This window comes from Hydrogenophaga sp. FG152 (assembly GCF_057809615.1).
On sequence record NZ_JBMDKH010000008.1, the window covers coordinates 211,235 to 228,799 of the forward strand.

17 protein-coding genes are annotated in these 17,565 nt (G+C 69.6%); 9 read left to right on the forward strand and 8 right to left on the reverse strand.

Translation table 11 applies throughout. The features are described from left to right. Positions 1 to 3: 3 nt before the first annotated feature. Both ACODTB_RS12195 and ACODTB_RS12200 read right to left on the reverse strand, forming a co-directional pair. Entirely contained in the window at positions 4 to 1,188 is a 1,185-nt protein-coding gene (locus ACODTB_RS12195) for a DSD1 family PLP-dependent enzyme (RefSeq protein WP_291120997.1), read from the reverse strand. Next, a complete protein-coding gene (locus tag ACODTB_RS12200) occupies positions 1,172 to 1,813 on the reverse strand; it encodes a histidine phosphatase family protein (RefSeq protein ID WP_291120998.1) in 642 nt (213 codons plus the stop codon). Before ACODTB_RS12200 ends, ACODTB_RS12195 begins: the two co-directional genes overlap by 17 nt. 106 nt (positions 1,814 to 1,919) lie before the next feature. Here ACODTB_RS12200 and ACODTB_RS12205 point away from each other — a divergent pair, with 106 nt between their 5' ends. After that, entirely contained in the window at positions 1,920 to 4,289 is a 2,370-nt protein-coding gene (locus ACODTB_RS12205; RefSeq protein ID WP_291121000.1) for a hybrid sensor histidine kinase/response regulator, read from the forward strand. A 22-nt stretch (positions 4,290 to 4,311) separates the two neighbouring features. Here the strand turns inward: ACODTB_RS12205 and ACODTB_RS12210 are convergent, their stop codons facing one another. Together ACODTB_RS12210 and ttcA are read right to left on the reverse strand one after the other, a co-directional pair. Next, the gene (locus tag ACODTB_RS12210; RefSeq protein ID WP_291121002.1) at positions 4,312 to 5,016 is read right to left on the reverse strand and encodes a DUF4136 domain-containing protein; all 705 of its coding nucleotides are present in this window, start codon (positions 5,014 to 5,016) and stop codon (positions 4,312 to 4,314) included. Between the two features lie 42 nt (positions 5,017 to 5,058). Further along, a complete protein-coding gene (gene ttcA / locus ACODTB_RS12215; RefSeq protein WP_291121003.1) occupies positions 5,059 to 5,988 on the reverse strand; it encodes a tRNA 2-thiocytidine(32) synthetase TtcA in 930 nt (309 codons plus the stop codon). 81 nt (positions 5,989 to 6,069) lie between these two features. Here ttcA and ACODTB_RS12220 point away from each other — a divergent pair, with 81 nt between their 5' ends. Beyond that, on the forward strand, positions 6,070 to 6,240 hold the full coding sequence (locus ACODTB_RS12220; RefSeq protein ID WP_291121005.1) for a hypothetical protein: 171 nt from the start codon (positions 6,070 to 6,072) through the stop codon (positions 6,238 to 6,240). Positions 6,241 to 6,246: 6 nt separating this feature from the next. On the opposite strand, the gene ACODTB_RS12225 is transcribed toward ACODTB_RS12220, so the two are convergent. Then, the gene (locus ACODTB_RS12225) at positions 6,247 to 6,963 is read right to left on the reverse strand and encodes a response regulator transcription factor (RefSeq protein WP_291121006.1); all 717 of its coding nucleotides are present in this window, start codon (positions 6,961 to 6,963) and stop codon (positions 6,247 to 6,249) included. Positions 6,964 to 7,047: 84 nt separating this feature from the next. Between ACODTB_RS12225 and ACODTB_RS12230 the strand changes: the two genes are divergently transcribed. The 3 genes from ACODTB_RS12230 to ACODTB_RS12240 all read left to right on the forward strand — a co-directional run bounded on the left by ACODTB_RS12230 (position 7,048) and on the right by ACODTB_RS12240 (position 12,523). Beyond that, positions 7,048 to 8,976: a sensor histidine kinase gene (locus tag ACODTB_RS12230; protein ID WP_291121008.1), complete on the forward strand. Its 1,929-nt coding sequence runs from the start codon at positions 7,048 to 7,050 to the stop codon at positions 8,974 to 8,976. Positions 8,977 to 9,095: 119 nt separating this feature from the next. Beyond that, positions 9,096 to 11,687 (forward strand): autotransporter family protein, encoded by a 2,592-nt coding sequence (locus tag ACODTB_RS12235; protein ID WP_291121009.1) that lies wholly within the window; start codon positions 9,096 to 9,098, stop codon positions 11,685 to 11,687. Next, positions 11,675 to 12,523, forward strand: a complete 849-nt coding sequence (locus tag ACODTB_RS12240) for a dienelactone hydrolase family protein (protein ID WP_291121011.1) — start codon at positions 11,675 to 11,677, stop codon at positions 12,521 to 12,523. The genes ACODTB_RS12235 and ACODTB_RS12240 overlap by 13 nt, the downstream gene beginning before the upstream one ends. A gap of 31 nt (positions 12,524 to 12,554) precedes the next feature. On the opposite strand, the gene ACODTB_RS12245 is transcribed toward ACODTB_RS12240, so the two are convergent. Next, positions 12,555 to 12,929: a dihydroneopterin aldolase gene (locus ACODTB_RS12245; RefSeq protein WP_291121013.1), complete on the reverse strand. Its 375-nt coding sequence runs from the start codon at positions 12,927 to 12,929 to the stop codon at positions 12,555 to 12,557. A gap of 17 nt (positions 12,930 to 12,946) precedes the next feature. Then, positions 12,947 to 13,735 (reverse strand): SDR family oxidoreductase, encoded by a 789-nt coding sequence (locus ACODTB_RS12250; protein WP_291121015.1) that lies wholly within the window; start codon positions 13,733 to 13,735, stop codon positions 12,947 to 12,949. Positions 13,736 to 13,763: 28 nt separating this feature from the next. Here ACODTB_RS12250 and ACODTB_RS12255 point away from each other — a divergent pair, with 28 nt between their 5' ends. The 4 genes from ACODTB_RS12255 to glk are packed head-to-tail and all read left to right on the forward strand — an operon-like array spanning position 13,764 to position 16,616. Then, on the forward strand, positions 13,764 to 14,879 hold the full coding sequence (locus tag ACODTB_RS12255; protein ID WP_291121017.1) for a class I SAM-dependent methyltransferase: 1,116 nt from the start codon (positions 13,764 to 13,766) through the stop codon (positions 14,877 to 14,879). Positions 14,880 to 14,881: 2 nt separating this feature from the next. After that, a complete protein-coding gene (locus ACODTB_RS12260; RefSeq protein ID WP_291121019.1) occupies positions 14,882 to 15,076 on the forward strand; it encodes a DUF2905 domain-containing protein in 195 nt (64 codons plus the stop codon). Positions 15,077 to 15,136: 60 nt separating this feature from the next. Beyond that, a complete protein-coding gene (gene trxC / locus ACODTB_RS12265; RefSeq protein WP_291121021.1) occupies positions 15,137 to 15,583 on the forward strand; it encodes a thioredoxin TrxC in 447 nt (148 codons plus the stop codon). Between the two features lie 58 nt (positions 15,584 to 15,641). Then, positions 15,642 to 16,616: a glucokinase gene (glk, locus tag ACODTB_RS12270; RefSeq protein WP_291121023.1), complete on the forward strand. Its 975-nt coding sequence runs from the start codon at positions 15,642 to 15,644 to the stop codon at positions 16,614 to 16,616. On the opposite strand, the gene ACODTB_RS12275 is transcribed toward glk, so the two are convergent. Continuing rightward, on the reverse strand, positions 16,617 to 17,525 hold the full coding sequence (locus ACODTB_RS12275; RefSeq protein WP_291121025.1) for a mechanosensitive ion channel family protein: 909 nt from the start codon (positions 17,523 to 17,525) through the stop codon (positions 16,617 to 16,619). Positions 17,526 to 17,565: the final 40 nt, after the last annotated feature.

The window sequence follows — 17,565 nt, forward strand, 5'->3', positions numbered from 1 at the left end:
GGGTCAGCCCAGCGCGCCGCGCGTGTCCACGGCGATCAGGCGCTCCACCTTGCCCTCGGACAGGCCGCCGCGCACGCCGAACATGAGGTCGTGCAGGTTGACCGTGGGGTCGCAATGGCCAGGCACGAGCCAGACCGTGTCGCCCAGGTCGGGCAGGGCCTGGCCGGCGTGGGCCGCGCGCAGGATGCCGTGCTCGTCTCCGCCATTGGCGAACACCAGGCCCGGTGGGCTCCACACCGCGGGCAGGCCGCTGTCGATGGCGTGGCTCTTGTGGCCTGCGTCGCACACCGCGTGCTGGGCGCCCCGGCTCATCACCTGCGCCTTGAGGAACAGCGCATGCTCGAACACCGGGGCCAGCGGCGCGCTTTCGTTGCGGGCGTAGTCGGCGTCCATGAACAGGTAGGAGCCCACCTGCAGCTCGCCCCAGACGTGGCTGGCCGTCTCCAGGGAGAAGGTGCCCGTGCCCGCGCCGGTGATCAGCGGCACCGTGAAACCTGCGGCCTGCAGCCGCTCGCGCGTGAGCGCGGCGGCCCAGGCCGCCTCGCCGATGGCCTTGGCCCTCTCGGCCGGGTCGCGCCGGTGCTGCGCGCCGCCGTGGTACGCCTGCAGGCCGGCGAAGCGCAACACCGGGTGCTGGGCGATCAGGCGGGCCAGGTCCACGGCCGGTTCGCCCGGCGGCACGCCGCAGCGGCCCTGGCCGACGTCGATCTCCACGAACACGTCGATGCGGTTCTCACCGCCCACGCTGGCGGCCTCCAGCGCCTGCGCCAGGCGCAGCACGCCGGCCGCGCTGTCCACCGCGAGGGCGAACCGCGTGTCGGGCAGGGTGCGCACCGCCTGGGCCAGCCGCTGCAGCTTGGGCAGGGCGATCACCTCGTTGCTGATGTAGATGTCGGTCACGCCGCCGCGGGCCAGCGTCAGGGCCTCGTCGGTCTTCTGCACGCAGACCCCCACCGCGCCATGGGCCATCTGCAGCCGGGCGAGTTCGGCGCTCTTGTGCATCTTGGCGTGCGGCCGCAGCCGCAGGCCGTGGGCCCGCGCGTAGGCCGCCATGTGAGCGAGGTTGCGCTCCATGGCGTCGAGGTCGACCACCAGGGCGGGGGTGTCGAGCTGCGCCACATCCTGGCCGATCAGGGCCTGGGCGTTCTGCCAGCGCGAGCTGCGCGCAGGGTCAAGTTGCACGTTCATCGAGGGGGGCCCCGGATTGCAGGTGGTTGGTGTCGGCCCAGCCCACCAGGCTCAGGCCCTCGGGCGACCACAGCAGGCGGTTGATGGCGGTGTTGGGCAATTCCCAGCTGCGCGGCGCGGTGAGTTCCAGGCGCGTGGCGGCGCGGTAGAGGATGTCGAGCACGCCGCCGTGCGCGACCATCAGCACCTGTTCCCCCGGGTGGCGAGAGGCCAGTTCGAGCACGGTGGGGATCACGCGGCGCTGCAGCTGTTCCAGCGATTCGCCGCCAGCGGGGGCGAAATCGGGCATGCGCTTGCGCCAGGCCAGGGCCTCGGTCGGCCAGCGCTGTTCGAGCTCGGCCCAGGTCTGGCCTTCGAAACGCCCGAAATGGCGCTCGCGCAGGCCCTGGTGGGGCGTCACGCTCAGGTTCTTGACGCGGGCGACCGCCTGCGCGGTCTCGAAGGCGCGGCCGAGGTCGCTCGCGTAGACGGCGGCAATCGGTTCGTCGCGCAGCGCTTCGGCCAGCTGGGCGGCCTGCCAGCGGCCGCGCTCGTTGAGGGCGATGTCGGTGTGGCCCTGGATGCGCGTGTCGCGGTTCCAGGCGGTTTCACCATGGCGCACGGCCAGGATGCGGGTGACTTGCAAAGGGGGGTCCTTGAACGCGGGCGAAAGACTGCAACTGTACCGGGGGCGCCACTGTCGCGCGTGCCGAAACGTCAGGAAAACCGGGGTTTGCGAGACAATTCGTTGCATGACGCCGCCGCCGTCCCCGCTCGACGGGGATTTTTCCACGCTCTTCAATTTCCTGCCGATCGGGGCCTACCGAAGTTCACCCGAGGGGCGGATGCTGCGGGCGAACCAGGCACTGGTGTCGCTCAACGGCTACGCGTCGGAGCGGGAGATGCTGGCGTCGGTGAACGACATCGCCCAGGAGTGGTACGTCGATCCTACCCGCCGGGCCGAATTCAAGCGCCAGCTCGAACGCGATGGCTTTGTGCGCGGCTTCATTTCCGAAATCCACCGCCACAAGACGCGCGAGCGCGTCTGGATCAGCGAGAACGCGCACGGCGTGCGCGATGCGGCGGGCGTGTTGCAGTACTACGAAGGTACGGTGGAGGACATCACCGACCGCATGCGCGACCAGAAAGCCCTGCGCGAGAGCGAGGAGCAGTTGCGCCTGATCACCGCCCAGGTGCCTGGCGCCGTGTTCGCCGTGTACGTGCGCAACGACGGCGGGCGCGAGTACCGTTTCCTGAGTGCCGGCATTCGCGACATCTACGGCTTCGAGGCCGACGACCTGATGCGCAACCCCGCCTTGCTCGAGCGCTACTTTCACCCGGAAGACCAGGCCATGCTGGAGCGCGACCGCCAGGCCATTCTGGCCGGGCAGTCCACCCTGGAAACCGAGTTCCGGGTCGTGCTGCCCGACGGCACCATCAAATGGATCTGCAACCGCTCGTGCGCGGTGTCGGCCGACGCCACCGGCTTCCTGCGCGTGGGTGTGCTGTTCGACATCACCGACCGGAAGGAGGCCGAGGCCGCGCTGCACGCCAGCGAGGCGCTGTGGAAGCTGGCGCTGGAGAGCGCGGGCGACGGTGTCTGGGACTGGAACCTGACCACCGGCGAAGAGTTCTTCTCGCCTGGCATCAAGGCGATGTTCGGCTACGACGACGAGGACATCGCCAACATGTCGGCCGAGCTCGATGCGCGCACCCACCCAGACGATGTGCCGCAGATGCTGGCTGACCGGCAGGCGCATTTCGAGGGCCAAACCCCGGTGTACCGCAACGAACACCGAATCCGCTGCAAGGACGGCCGCTGGAAATGGGTGCTCTCCCGGGGCATGGTGATCGCGCGCGACGAGACCGGGCAGCCGACCCGCATGATCGGCACGCACACCGACATCACCGAGCACAAGCAGGCCGAGGCGCAACACCGCGCGCTCGAAGCGCAGTTGCGCGAGTCGCAGAAGATGGAGGCCATCGGCACCCTGGCCGGCGGCGTGGCGCACGATTTCAACAACCTGCTCGCCGCCATCCTGGGCAACCTCGTGCTGGCGCGCGAAGACCTGGGTGAGCAGCACCCGGCGCAGGAGAGCCTGACCGAGATCAACCGCGCCGCCATCCGCGCGCGCCAGCTGGTGCAGCAGATCCTCACCTTCAGCCGGCGCCAGACGCAGGAAATGGTGCGCCAGCCGCTCACCCCGCTGGTGGAGGAGGCACTGGGCCTGATGCGCTCGCTGCTGCCCGCCAGCCTCAAGCTCGTGGCTCGCCTGCCCGCCGCGGGGCTGCCGGTGCTGGCCGATGCGACCCAGATGCAGCAGGTGCTCATGAACCTGTGCACCAACGCCTGGCAGGCCATGGAAGGCCGTTCGGGCGACATCACCGTGGCGCTGCGCGATGTGCGGCTGGACGCCTCGCAAGGCCTGCAGCTGGGCGGCCTGGCCGGCGGCGCCTACGCCTGCCTGAGCGTGGCCGACAACGGCCCCGGCATGGACGAGGCCACGCAGCAACGCATCTTCGAGCCCTTCTTCACCACCAAGGCGCCCGGTGCGGGCACCGGCCTGGGCCTGGCGGTGGTGCATGGCATCGTCAAGGCCCACCGGGGGGTGATCGCGCTGCACAGCCGCCCCGGGGAGGGCGCGCGCTTCGACGTCTACCTGCCCCTGGCCGCCGGGGCCGCCGACGAGGCGCCCGCGCCTGCACCCGTCACCGTGGCCACGGCTGCCGCGCCGGTGGCGCCCGGCAAACACGTGATCTACATCGACGACTACGAGGCCCTGGTGTTTCTGGTCGGGCGCCTGCTGCGCAAGCAGGGCTACCGCACCAGCACCTTCGAATCGGGCGAGGCGGCGATCGCCTGGCTGCGCGAGCACCCCGACGAACCGGTGGACCTGGTCGTGACCGACCAGAACATGCCGGGCATCTCGGGGGTGGACGTGGCGCGCGAGGCGCGCCAGCTGCGCCCGGGCCTGCGCGTGGCCATCGTCTCGGGGCACGTCAACGACAAGCTGATCGCCGAGGCGACCGAGGCTGGCGTGAGCGACGTGATGGGCAAGCAGGACAGCATGGACGCCCTGGGCGAGGCGATCCGCGAACTGCTGGAGCGCGCGACCCGCTGAGCCACGCCGGGCCGCCCGCCGGTCAGCGGGGCACTTCGATGTTGACCTGGCGCGGGCCTTCCGGCGGTGCCGGGAAGTCGCGCAGTGCGGCGTCCAGCATGGCCGACCACAGGCCGTTGGTGCTGTTCCAGCGGCCATCGTGCGCGGCGCGCGTCTCGTACACCACCTTGCCACTGGCGGCGTGGCGGATCACCAGCGACACCTCGCGCTTGTAGTACGGCGACTCCATGCGCGGGTACATCGGCATCCAGATGATTTGGCCACGACCGGTCACCACGTAGTCGCGCCCGGGCATGGCATAACCGAAGCCGGGGCCGAAGCCGCCGCCCCAATAGCCACCCCAGTAGCCGTCGTAAGGGCTTTCCCAGGGCGCGCGCGGCAGGCGCAGCGTGCTGGCGTCCACCTGCACCAGCCAGGGGGATGCCGTGCCTTCGGCTGCGCGGGTCCAGCCCACCTTCACCAGGGCCTGCTGGGCGAGGCGCTCCAGTTCGTCCTGGCCGGTGGCGATCTTGCCTTCGCGCTGCGAGGGCAGGCGCTCGAAGCGGTAGATCTGCGGCGCCTGCGGAATCGTCACCGGCGTGCCGGGCTTGCCCGCCTGGTCGGCCCAGCGCGCAAAACTCTGCACCTCGTTGTCCACCAGGTACACGCTGGCGCAACCGCTGAGCACCAGCAGGGCGGTGGCGGCGCCCCACACCTTGAAGGGGCGCAAGAGCTGTTGAATGGTCATGAAACCTCCTGAATGGCCTTGGCGGGCGCCCGAGGAGAAAACTCAGTGCGCCGCGGCAATCGGTATGACTGCGGCGGGCGCCGAAGCGTTCCCCTGAGGTGCGGGCCAGTCCGTTTCAGGGGGCAAGGCGCGTGCCGCCCCGGGCAGCGGCTCGTCGTCGAAAGCCTTGTCGCCGTCCTCGCTGGCCTCGCCCGTGGCCTGGATGGTTTCAAAAGGAAACAGCGAGCGGTCCATCAGGTGGCTGGGCACGATGTTCTGCAAGGCGGTGAACATGTTCTCGATCCGGCCCGGGAAACGCTTCTCCCAGTCCTTGAGCATCAGGCCCACCTGTTTGCGCTGCAGGTTTTCCTGGCTGCCGCACAGCGTGCACGGGATGATGGGGAATTCGCGCAGTTCGGCCCAGCGGCTGAGGTCCTTCTCGGCCACATAGGCCATGGGGCGGATCACCACGTGCCGGCCGTCGTCGCTCACCAGCTTAGGGGGCATGCCCTTAAGCTTGGCGCCGAAGAACATGTTGAGCAGCAGGGTCTGCAGGATGTCGTCGCGGTGGTGGCCCAGCGCGATCTTGGTCGCGCCGAGCTCGCTGGCCACGCGGTAGAGGATGCCCCGGCGCAGGCGGCTGCACAGGCTGCACATCGTCTTGCCCTCGGGGATCACGCGCTTGACGATGGAGTACGTGTCCTGGTTCTCGATGTGGAACTTCACGCCCAGTTTCGTGAGGTAGGCGGGCAGGATGTCGGCCGGAAAACCGGGCTGCTTCTGGTCGAGGTTGACCACGATCAGTTCAAAACTGACGGGCGCGCGCGCCTGCAGCTTCTGCAGGATGTCGAGCATGCCGTAGCTGTCCTTGCCGCCCGAGAGGCAGACCATCACGCGGTCGCCTTCCTCGATCATGTTGTAGTCCACGATCGCGCGGCCGACCTCGCGGCACAGGCGTTTTTCGAGTTTGTGGTTTTCGAGTTCGGTGTTCATCAGCGGTCCTCATGCCGGAGGCGTGATTGTGCGCCATCGGCCGCGCGGCCCCGGGTTGGGGCTTCGCTCACATTGCCCCAGGTGGGCGAGCTGCACGTCCGCGCGCTGGTGCTGCGCGACAAGCCGGTGCAGCGCATGGCGCAAGGGTTTCTCGATCTGGCGCGCGGATTCCTTCAGACCCAGCGGGACCCGCGCTCGGCGATGCCGCCGGTCGCGGCAGACGGTGACGAAGTGCGCAAGCCGGTGGCTTGAGGGGCGTCAAGCTCCGCCGGCACCGGTGTCCAGCAGGTACCCCTGGTTGCGCACCGCGCGCAGTGGCAGGTGCAGGCCGCATTCGCGCACCACCTTGCTGCGCAGGCGGCTGATGATGACCTCGAGGCGGTGGCGGTCCAATTCGTCGGGATGCAGCCCCATGGCCAGCGCCAGGTCGATCGGGCGGCACACGGCGCCGGTCTTGTCCATGAGCTGCCGCAGAACCTGGCCTTCGTTGACCGATAGGCGCAGGCGCGCGCCGTTGGGTGCGATCAGGTGCCCGCTGAGTTCGTCGGTGGACCAGCCTCCGGAGGCCGCCGCGGGCACCGGTGCTGCGGCCTTGAGCGCGGCAAAGCGAGCGCCCAGGCGCCGCAAAACAAGCGCAAGTTCGTCCATGTCCACCGGTTTCACGAGGTAGGCATCGGCTCCTTCAGCCAGACCCTGCAACCGGTCGTCGCGCAGGCCTCGCGCGGTGAGGAACACGATGCCGATCTGCGCATCGTGGGCGCGCAGGTACCTGCAGACCGACAGGCCGTCCTCACCGGGCAGACCGATGTCCAGCACCACGATGGCGCGTGGGCGCGTGGCGAGGTGGCGGTACAGCGCGGGCGCGGCCTCGAAGGTCTCGACGGAAAACCCCATGTGACCGAGCTGGAAGGCCATCTCCTGGCGCAGGACGGCCTCATCCTCGACCAGCGCCACGGTGTACGAATCTTTTTGCATGCAGGCAGTCGACGAAAATTGGCCGCGATGCTAACAAGAACTTGCTGCCTTCTTCTGTTTGTGTGTCTGTGGTGGGTCACCCCCTTGGCGTCGGCCGCCGGGCCGGCCGCGGTGGCGCTGGCGCCGGGGCAGCAGACGCTCTCGCTGGCGGGCCAGCTCCAGGCCAGCGCCCCCGGTGTCGCCTATGCCAGCCCTGAGGCGGCGCTGGCGGGCTACCGGGCCGGCGATTTCCAGCCCGTGCCGGGCCACCTGGGGCGCGGTTACGGCAAAGCGCCGGTGTGGCTGGCGTTGACCTTGGACCTGAATGCCCTGGGCATCGAACCCGCCGTGCTGGAGGTCGGCCCGGCCTTCCTCGACCGTGTCACGGGCTGGCTGGCCGTCGACGGCGGGCGCTTGCAGCCCCTGGGCAACGCGGGCGATCAGGTGCCGCCGGACCAGACACCCCTGCGCGGGCTCAAACCCGCCTTCTTCGTGCACCCGCCGCACGGGCCGGCCACGGTGCTGCTGCGGCTGGACACCACCAGCACGCAAGTCGCCATGGTCACGCTCCACCGGCTGGAGGGCTATCTCGCGCGCACAGCCATCGAACATCTGGTGCTGGGTGGCGCGCTGGCGATCGGCCTGACGCTGGTGCTGGTCGCACTGGGTCAGTACGCCACGCAGCGCAAGCCGGTCTACCTGCTCTGGCTCGCTTACGTCGGCGCCACCACCGGCGTCTGGTTCTGTGTCGACGGTCTGGCCTACCGCCACCTGCCTTGGCGCGACCTGTCGCAGGTCAACACGCTTACCAGCGCGCTGGCGATCCTGTCGCTGGCGTTTCCGTTGCTGCTGATCACGCGCCTGTTCGACCTGCGGCGGTGGGTGCACCTTGTCCTGGCAGCCTGGGGCTGGCTGCTGATCGGCGCCACGGCTCTGGGCGTGCTGTTCGGCTCGCTGCAAGTGCCGGGGCTGATGCACTTGCTGAGTTCACCGCTGCTGCTGGCGGCGGCCGGCGTGATCGTGCAGCAGATGCTGCGCGGTGAGCGGTTGGTGCGCCGCTACGGTCTGCCGTTGCTGGTCCTCGCGTTGCTGTCGTTGCACAACCTGGGCGCCAATCTCGGTTGGTTCTCCTACGGCTACGTCGCCCTCTACGGCTGGCAGGTGGCCGGCCTTTGCAACCTGATCCTGCTGCAGTGGGGTTTCATCGATCAGGTGCGGCGCCGCAACCGGCACCTCGAAGCCGAGCGGCATGCGCTCAACGACCAGCTGTCGCAACAGAACCAGGTGCTGGAGGCGCGCGTGGCCGACCGCACGCAGGAACTGCAGGCCGCGCTGACGCAGGTGCAGCAGGCCGAGACCCGCCAGCGCCAGCTCTTGAGCATGGCCTCGCACGAGTTCCGCACGCCGTCGGCGGTGATCAAGGCTTCGCTCGACTCGCTGCGTTACCTGCGGGACCAGATCCCCGCCGACGTGGCGCAGCGCCTGGCCAACATGCGCCAGGCCAGTCAGCGGTTGATCGAGCTGGCCAACGACCTGATCCGGCAGGACCGGTTGCAGGACCGGCTGGTCGACCCGGCTTTGCGCGAACGGCTGGAGCTGGGTGGGTTGCTGCGCGAACTGGTGGCGCAGTACCCGCACGCTGGCTGGCTGCGGATCGCGCCCACGTCGCCCTGCTGGGTGGATGCGGATCCCGCGTTGCTCAAGATCGCGTTGAACAACCTCGTGCACAACGCCGAGCGGCATGGCCAGGGCGCGGCGCACGGCGTGGAGGTGCGCCTGAGCGTCACGCCCGACCAGGCCCACGTGGCGGTGGCCGATCGGGGCCCCGGTGTGCCGCAGGCCGACCGGGATCGCATCTTCGAGCGCTACGTCAGCGCCGCCGCCGACCCGGGCTCCGGCCTGGGCCTGCCCATCGTCCGTGACATTGCGCACACACATGGCGGCGGCGTTGCGGTGCACGGTGCGCACCCCTCGGGCTGTGTTTTCGTGTTCAGCCTGCCCTGCCGCACGAGGGAGAACGCCGCCGCAGGTTGACAAGGGCACGGCCACGGGGGGACGGAGGCTCTCGGAAACGAGAGTTTCGGGTGAGCTTGCGGGCAAGGCGGCTGCGCAGAATTCGCGTCGTTTTCCCTTCAGACCACAACGCAACTGCCATGCCCCGCACCAACCACGCACGCCGCCGCGCCGGCTTTCCGCGCACCGCCTTGTCTCTCGCCGCCTGCAGCCTGCTGGGCGGCTTCTCTCCGGCCGCCCTGGCCAGTTGCCCGGCCAACCAGGTTTCTTCGGCCTACTCGGTCGCCTCGGGGAGCACCGTGGCCTGCGTCGAACTCGTGGACAGCCTCATCACCGGCGTTGCCCACGCCGATGCGGCCATCAGCAACCAGGGCACCGTCACCGGCGGCCTGTACGTCACGGGCAATGTGTTGTGGAACTCGACGTTCGGCAACACCTTCGGCATTCGCGGTCTGCCCGGCAGCGCCTTCGGCGCCATCGTGATTGCCGACGGCGCCCGGTTGCAGTACAGCGCCAGCGCGGGTGCGGCAGCCACCCACCAGCAGTACGCGCTCGCGTTCTACGGAAGCCAGGCGACCCTGATCGACAACGCCGGCACGCTCGGTGGCAGCACCGGTTCGGGTGGGGTCGTTCCGGGCTCCATCATCGGGCTTCGGCTCGACAGCGCGACCTCGGTCGGCACCGTCCTCAACCGCGCCACGGGCACCATCCTCGGAGAGAGCAGCCCGGCGGTCCAGGTGATCTCCGGGTCGACCATCTCGACGTTCAACAACGACGGCCACATCGAAGCCAGTTACGACGCCGCCGTGCTCATCAACGGCAGCGGCAGCCGCATCACCACCTTCAACAACACCGGCACCTTGCGTGGCGCGATCAAGTCCGAATCGGGCGGGTTGCTGTCCACGCTGAACAACAGCGGCACGATCCAGCCCGGTCTGCTGGGCGATGCGATTCTGATCGAAGCCTCGGCCGCGGCGGGCACCGTCATCAACAACAGCGGCGCCTTGTTGGGCAAAGTCAAGCTCAATGCCGCCAGCACCCTCAACCTCGACGGCAACACCGCGCGCGTCTCCGGTGCCGTGAGCGGCGGTGCGCTGTCGGTCGTCAATGTCAACGGCCGCTTCACGAGCGAAAACACCTTCTCCGTGGGCCGCCTCAACGTCGCGTCGGGCGGCGCATTCGCCCTGGGCCACGCCGTCACCACCCAAAATGGCTTCACCAACGAAGGCACGGTGTCCGTCGCGCCCGCCGCGACGACGACCATCAACGGCAACTACACGCAGCTCGCCAACGGCGCCCTGAGAACCACGGTCACCGACGACACCACTTACGGCAAGCTGGTGGTCAATGGCACCGCCAACCTGCCGAGCAACGCGCGCATCGACGTCAACGTCACCAACCCGAACTTCAACTTCACCGCGGCCGGCCTGTCTGGCGTGCTCAGTGCCACCACGCTCAACAGCGACGGCAGCTTCTCGGTGACCGACAACTCGCTGCTGTTCGACTTCCGTGCCATCAAGACCGGCAACGCGGTGGACCTCGTCCTGCAGGCTGCGCAGGCCAGTGGTGGTAGTGGTGGTAGTGGTGGTAGTGGTGGTAGCGGTGGTAGTGGTGGCTCGACCCAGGTCGTCAACGCAGTGGTCTCCACCAGCAACCACCCCGGTCTGGGCGCGGCGCGGGTGATCGATGCCGTCATCGCCGCCAACCCCGGCAGCGAACTGGCCAGCGCCTTCGTTCCGCTCACCACGCAGCAAGAGGTCTCCGATGCCGTGAGCCAGACACTGCCCCTGCTCACCGGCGGCTCGATGATGGCGGCCAACGCCGCCTTCTCCGGCATCAACCGCGTGGTGCAGGCGCGCATCGAAACCAACCGCGGCCTGTCCTCGGGAGACACCTTCCTCGGCGACGGCAAGGTCTGGATGAAACCCTTCGGCTCCTGGGCCGACCAGGACAACATCGCGGGCGTCTCGGGCTACAAGGCCAGCACCTCCGGCTTCGCCCTGGGCGCAGACGGCACAGTGTCACCCCACACCCGCATGGGCGCGGCCTTTGCTTACGCCAACAGCAGCACCGACAGCCGCTCGGTAGTGGCCCCGCAGCGAAACAGCGTCGACGTGTTCCAGCTCATCGCCTACGGAAGCCACAGCCTGGACGAGCGCACCGACCTGAGCCTGCAGGCCACGCTGGGCCAGAACCGCAACAAGGGCCAGCGCCATATCGCGCTGACCAACGCCACGGCCAGCGCCCGCTACGACAGCCTCAGTGCCCACGTGGGTGCCGGCATCGGCCGCAGCTACCAGGTGGGCAACCGCTCCACGCTGACACCGAGCGTGCGCGCGGACTACACCTGGGTCCGTGATGCCGCCTACCGCGAGGCCGGTGCCGGCGCGTTCAACCTCAACGTCGACCGCCGCAGCACCGACATGTTGGTGTTGGGCGGCGACCTGAAGTACAGCCATGGGTTCGGCGAGCGCACCACGCTCGTGGCCAACACCGGCCTGGGATACGACGCCTTCAACCAGCAAGCCTCCATCACAGCCGCCTTTGCAGGTGCGCCGGGCGCCGCGTTTGTGACCTACGGCCTGAAGCAGGACCCGTGGATCGGTCGTGCCGGGCTGGGCGTGGTGCACACGACCGCGCAGGGCCTGGAGATCACCGCGCGCTACGACGCCGAGTTCCGCCAGCGCTTCCTCAACCAGACCGCCTCCGTCAAATTGCGTTGGGCATTCTGAATTCGTGGGCAGGCGCCGCTGGGTGGGCACTGGCGGCCCTGTTGCTCGGCGGGTGCGCGGGCATCCCCTCGCCGGCCGAGCGCCTGGAAGCGGCCGACCGCCTCGCGGCCTCACAGGGCTGGCAACGCACCTGGCTGGAGGGTGGCGCGTTCCGCCTGGCCGCCTACCACCCGGCCATCGCGACACCGACCGCGCAACTCACGGTCTACCTCGAAGGCGACGGCCTGGCCTGGATCAGCGCCGACCAGGCTTCGGTTGACCCCACCCCCACCGACCCCCTTGCGCTGCGGCTGGCGCTGGCTCAGGGCAGCGACGCCGTGGCCTACCTGGGCCGGCCGTGCCAGTACGTGGGGGCTGTGGCGACGGGCTGCCCGCAACGCCACTGGAGGCAGCAGCGCTTTGCCCTCGACGTGGTGGAGGCCACATCGCATGCCCTCGACCAGCTCAAGCACCGCGTCAGCGCCCGCAGCCTGCGACTGGTGGGCTATTCAGGCGGCGGCACGGTGGCCGCCCTGGTGGCTGCGCGCCGCAACGACGTGGACCTGCTGGTCACGGTGGCCGGCAATCTGGACACCGCCGCCTGGACGGCCTGGCACCGCGTGACGCCGCTGCACGGCTCGCTCAACCCGGCCGACGAAACCGGCGCGCTGTCGCGGGTGCGCCAACATCACTTTGCGGGCGGCCAGGATCACACCGTGCCGCCAGGGCTGCTGAAGGACTTTGTGTCGCGCCTGCACGCCTCGGCGCCGGTGCGGTGGCACCTTGAGCCGATGTTCGATCACCGATGCTGTTGGGACCAGGCCTGGGCACAGCGGCTGGAAGCCGCCGCTGAATGAAAAAAGCCCACCATCGGACCTTGTCGACGCCTCACCACTGCCCGCTCTCCATGCGGATGGCGACCTCGCAGTCGTCGAAGATTTCCAGCTTGGCGATCTTCACGCGCACGCCGATCACGCCGGGCAGCTGGATCAGCCGGCGCGTGAGCTTGCCGATCAGGCTCTCCAGCAGGTTCACGTGCTCGGCGGTGCACTCGTCGATGATGATCTGGCGCACCTTGCGGTAGTCCAGCACATGGCCGATGTCGTCGTCGTGCGGCAGCAGGGGCTGCGTGCCCTGGTTGAGCTCGGCATCGACCTGGATCGGCTGCGGCGCGGTTTTCTCGACGTCGAGAATGCCCAGGTTGGCATTGAAGCGCAGCCCGGTGAGCGTGAGGATCTGGTTGCCGGCGGCGGTGGCGTTCATGGTGGGCGTGCGCTGGCTTACATCAGCGAAAAATCGCGCTCGAAGCGCATCAGGTGCTGGCCGCCATCCACCAGCAGGGTGGTGCCGGTGATGGATCGGTTGTCCAGCGCGAAGGCCACGGTCGCGGCCACGTCCTGTGGGGTTGACGAGCGCCCCAGCGGCGACTGTTGGTGCAGTTCGGCGAATTTCTCGTCGCTCAGCAGGTGGCTGGTGAGCGTGAGGCCGGGCGCCACGCCCACCACCCGCACGCGCGGCGCCAGGGCCAGCGCCAGCATGGTGTTGGCGGCCTCGAGCGCGGCCTTGGAGAGCGTGTAGCTGAAGAAGTCCGGGTTCATGTTCCAGAGCTTCTGGTCGAGCAGGTTGACCACCACGCCCTCGGCCTGCCGCGCCTCCAGGTGCGCGTGCAGGGCCTGCGCCAGCAGCACGGGCGCGCCGGTGTTGGCGCGCAGGTGCTGCTCCAGCGCGGCGAAGCCGAAGCTGGGCGCGCTGTCGTGTTCGAAGATCGAGGCGTTGTTGACCACCGCGTCCACCTGGCCGAAGTGCGCGGCCACGGTCGGCAGCAGGGCGCGCACGCTGGCCTCGTCGCCGAGATCGGCAAAAAAGGTGTGGGCGCTGCCGTCGCGCCCGCTGCGCAAGGCGCAGTCGGCGGCGGTGCGGTGCGCGTCGTCGGCCGAGTGGCGGTGGTGCACCGCCACGTTCCAGCCCGCCTGCGCCAGCGCCAGCGCGATCTCGCGGCCCAGGCGCTTGCCCGCGCCGGTGACGAGCACGGTGCGCGTGGCGATAGGCGGGGGGGTGGCGCTGGGCATGAAGGACAATCCGGGGGTGCGAACCCCCATGGCAACAGAACACGAGAGTTTAACGAGCCCCTTGCTGGCGCGGGTGCGCGAGGCCATCGCCCAGGGCGGCGGTTGGCTGCCGTTCGACCGCTTCATGGCCATCGCGCTCTACGAGCCCGGCCTGGGCTACTACGCCAACGCGCTGGCGAAATTCGGTCACCTGCCCCAGGGCGGCAGCGATTTCGTGACCGCGCCCGAACTCACCCCGCTGTTCGGCCAGGCCCTGGCGCGGCAGGTGGCGCAGGCGCTGGCCGCCAGCGGCACCGACGAGGTGTGGGAGTTCGGCGCCGGCACCGGCGCGCTCGCCCTGCAGGTGATCGAGGCACTGGCTGAACTGGGGCAGCCGCTGCGGCGCTACACCATCGTCGACCTCTCGGGCAGCCTGCGCGAACGCCAGCGCCACACCCTGGCCGCGCACGCATCGCGGGTGCACTGGGCCGATGCCCTGCCCGAGCAACTGCACGGCGTGGTGCTGGGCAACGAGGTGCTCGACGCCATGCCGGTGCAACTGCTCGCGCGCACGGGCGGCGTGTGGCACGAACGCGGCGTGGCGCTGGACGCGGCGGGCGCCCTGGCCTGGGCCGACCGCGCGACCGACCTGCGCCCACCGATGGAGGTCGAGGGCGGACACGACTACGTCACCGAAATCCACCGGCAGGCCGAGGCCTTCGTGCGCACCCTGGGCGACCGCCTGAAGCGCGGCGCGGCCTTCCTGCTCGACTACGGCTTCCCCGAGGCCGAGTACTACCACCCGCAACGCGCCATGGGCACACTGATCTGCCACCGCGCGCACCGCAGCGACAGCGACCCGTTGAGCGACGTGGGCGAGAAGGACATCACCGCGCACGTGAACTTCACCGGCATCGCCCTGGCCGCGCAGGACGCGGGGCTGGACGTGCTGGGCTACACCAGCCAGGGCCGCTTCCTGTTGAACTGCGGCCTGCTGGACCTCGCGCAGCGCGCCGACGCGCGGCAGAACGCGATGATGCAGAAGCTCGTCAACGAACACGAGATGGGCGAGCTGTTCAAGGTGATCGCGCTGGCACCGGCCGGCAGCGCCGCCGGCTGGCTGCCCCTGGGTTTCGCGGCCGGCGACCGCACGCACCGGCTCTGACCATGATCCGCTGGATGATCGTCATCTTTCTGGCCCTGCTGCTCATCAGCTGGTTCACGCCGCTGCTGCGCAAGCTGGGCTTCGGTCGGCTGCCGGGCGACTTCCACTTCAAGGCCTTCGGGCGCGAGTGGTTCCTGCCCTTTGCCACCACCGTCGTGCTGAGCATGGTTGCCAGCCTCATCGGCTACCTGATCTGAGCCGCTTGAAATCGACGGTATGGCGGCCATCTGCAAGACATTGCCGTTCCGGATCGCCCCATGACCACCGAGCCCCTGCACATCGTCTGCCCCCATTGCCACACCACCAACCGCCTTGCCCGCGACGCCCTGAGCCAGTCGCCGGACTGCGGCAAATGCCACCGCGCGCTGTTCGACGGCCATCCGGCGGCGCTGGACGAAGCGGCCTTCGAAAAACACGTGGGCCGCTCCCAGGTGCCGGTGCTGGTGGACTTCTGGGCCCCCTGGTGCGGCCCCTGCCGCGCCATGGCGCCCCAGTTCGAGGCCGCCGCGCGCGAGCTGGAACCCCAAATTCGTCTGGCCAAGGTCAACACCGAAGAAGCCCAGGCCCTGGGCGCGCGGCTGCAGATCCGCAGCATTCCCACGCTGGCGCTGTTCGTGAACGGGCGCGAGGTGGCGCGCCAGCCCGGTGCAATGGGTGCAGCCGACATCGTGCGCTGGGTGCGCGCGAACCTGCCGCGGCCCTGAACACGCCGGCCGCCTGACGCGGTATGGTCGGGGCTTGTCCGACCTTTTCCCTCGCAACATGTCTTCATCTCCCCGACAAGGCCGGCTGCTGGCCGACGTGGGCGGCACCAACGCCCGCCTGGCCTGGCAGGACGGCCACGGCGCACCGATCGAGCACATCCAGGTGCTGCCCGTGGCCGAACACGCCAGCCTGCACGCCGCGATCCGCGTCTACCTCGGCGGCCTGGGCCGCCAGCCCACGGCGGCGGCGATCGCCATGGCCAACCCCGTCACGGGCGACCGCGTGAGCATGACCAACCATCACTGGTCGTTCTCGCAGTCGGCCTTGCGCGACGAACTGGGTCTGACCACGCTGCGCGTGCTCAACGACTTCACCGCCCTGGCCCTGGCCCTGCCGCACCTGCCCGCGCACGAGCTGCGCCAGGTGGGCGGCGGCGCGGCGGTGCCCGGCGCGGCCATCGCGCTGCTGGGCGCGGGCACGGGGCTGGGCGTCTCGGGCCTGCTGCCCGACGGCGCGGGCGGCTGGGTGCCGATCGCCGGCGAGGGCGGCCACGTAACCCTGCCAGCGGCCACCGCGCGCGAGCGGGTGGTGATGGACGCGCTGGTGCGCCGCCACGGCCATGCCTCGGCCGAGCGCGTGGCCAGCGGCACCGGCCTGCTGGAGACCTGCCAGATCCTGTGCGAAGCCGATGGCGTGGACGCCAGCGCGTTCGGCAGCGCCGCCACCGTCACCGAGGCCGCGCTGCAAGGCCGGCACCCGCAGGCGCTGGAGGCCCTGGAGATGCTCTGCGGCGTGCTCGGTGCGGTGGCGGGCAACCTCGCGCTCACGCTGGGTGCGCGCGGCGGGGTCTACATCGGCGGGGGGGTGGTGCCTCGCCTGGGCACCTGGTTCGACACCTCGCCGTTCCGCGAACGCTTCGAAGCCAAGGGCCGCTTCGAGGCTTACCAGAGCGGGATTCCAGTGTGGGTGATCACCGCGCTGCAATCGCCTGCCCTGCTCGGCGCTGCCCGCGCGCTCGACGCGCGGCCCTGATCACGACTGGGGCGCGGCCTGCGCGGCGCCCAGCGGCGGGACCGCCCCCTCGCGGTCCTGCCCCGGGTACACCATGAGGTGCGGCACCGGGATCTGGATGCCCTGCGCATCGAAGGCCGCCTTCAGGCGGCGCAGGTACTCTCGCTTGATGCCCCACTGCTCCAGCGGCAGGGTGCGGAAGCGGCAGCGGATGATGAGCGCCGACTCCGCCCAGTTGTCCACGCCGGCGATCTCCATGTCGGCCAGGATGCGGGGCTCGAACGCCGGGTCGGCGCGCAGTTGCGAGGCCACGTCGCGCATCACGGCCATCACGTCCTCCACGTTCTCGCGGAAAGCCACGCGGATGTCCATCACCGCGTGGCTGAAGTCGCGCGTCATGTTGACCACGGTGTTGATGTGCCCGTTGGGCACGTAGTGCACGTTGCCATCGTAGTCGCGCAGTTGCACATAGCGCAGCGTCACCACCTCCACCATGCCGGCGTGGTCGCCGATCTTGACCACGTCGCCCTGGCGGATCTGGTTCTCCAGCAGCAGGAAGAAGCCGGTGAAGTAGTCCTTCACCAGGCTTTGCGCGCCAAAGCCCACCGCCAGGCCCACCACGCCCGCCGCCCCCAGGATGGGCGCGACCGACACGCCCACCTCGCCCAGCACCAGCATGCCGGCCACCAGGCTCACCACCACGACGATCAGGTAACGGAACACGCGGTCCAGCGTCTGGGCGCGCTTGGCCGCCTCGCGATCGTCCAGCCGGCTGGCGATGCGCTCGCGCAGCGTGCCCACCACGCGCTGCAGCACCACCACCAGCAGCCAGGCCACCAGGACGATGAGCACGATGCGCGTGAGGCTGGCGGCGGCGCCGCCCAGGCTGGTCCACCAGCGGGTGGCGATGTCGATGAAGGCTTCGTTCATGGGGTGCTCCGGAAAAGAAAAAGCAAAGCGGGGGGCGGCC

Bases quoted from the DNA above. Each gene is read 5' to 3' on its own strand.
- ACODTB_RS12195 (WP_291120997.1), bottom strand. From the start codon at position 1,188: ATGAACGTGCAACTTGACCCTGCGCGCAGCTCGCGCTGGCAGAACGCC.
- ACODTB_RS12205 (WP_291121000.1), top strand. From the start codon at position 1,920: ATGACGCCGCCGCCGTCCCCGCTCGACGGGGATTTTTCCACGCTCTTC.
- ACODTB_RS12210 (WP_291121002.1), bottom strand. From the start codon at position 5,016: ATGACCATTCAACAGCTCTTGCGCCCCTTCAAGGTGTGGGGCGCCGCC.
- ttcA (WP_291121003.1), bottom strand. From the start codon at position 5,988: ATGAACACCGAACTCGAAAACCACAAACTCGAAAAACGCCTGTGCCGC.
- ACODTB_RS12225 (WP_291121006.1), bottom strand. From the start codon at position 6,963: ATGCAAAAAGATTCGTACACCGTGGCGCTGGTCGAGGATGAGGCCGTC.
- ACODTB_RS12235 (WP_291121009.1), top strand. From the start codon at position 9,096: ATGCCCCGCACCAACCACGCACGCCGCCGCGCCGGCTTTCCGCGCACC.
- ACODTB_RS12245 (WP_291121013.1), bottom strand. From the start codon at position 12,929: ATGAACGCCACCGCCGCCGGCAACCAGATCCTCACGCTCACCGGGCTG.
- ACODTB_RS12250 (WP_291121015.1), bottom strand. From the start codon at position 13,735: ATGCCCAGCGCCACCCCCCCGCCTATCGCCACGCGCACCGTGCTCGTC.
- ACODTB_RS12255 (WP_291121017.1), top strand. From the start codon at position 13,764: ATGGCAACAGAACACGAGAGTTTAACGAGCCCCTTGCTGGCGCGGGTG.
- ACODTB_RS12260 (WP_291121019.1), top strand. From the start codon at position 14,882: ATGATCCGCTGGATGATCGTCATCTTTCTGGCCCTGCTGCTCATCAGC.
- trxC (WP_291121021.1), top strand. From the start codon at position 15,137: ATGACCACCGAGCCCCTGCACATCGTCTGCCCCCATTGCCACACCACC.
- glk (WP_291121023.1), top strand. From the start codon at position 15,642: ATGTCTTCATCTCCCCGACAAGGCCGGCTGCTGGCCGACGTGGGCGGC.
- ACODTB_RS12275 (WP_291121025.1), bottom strand. From the start codon at position 17,525: ATGAACGAAGCCTTCATCGACATCGCCACCCGCTGGTGGACCAGCCTG.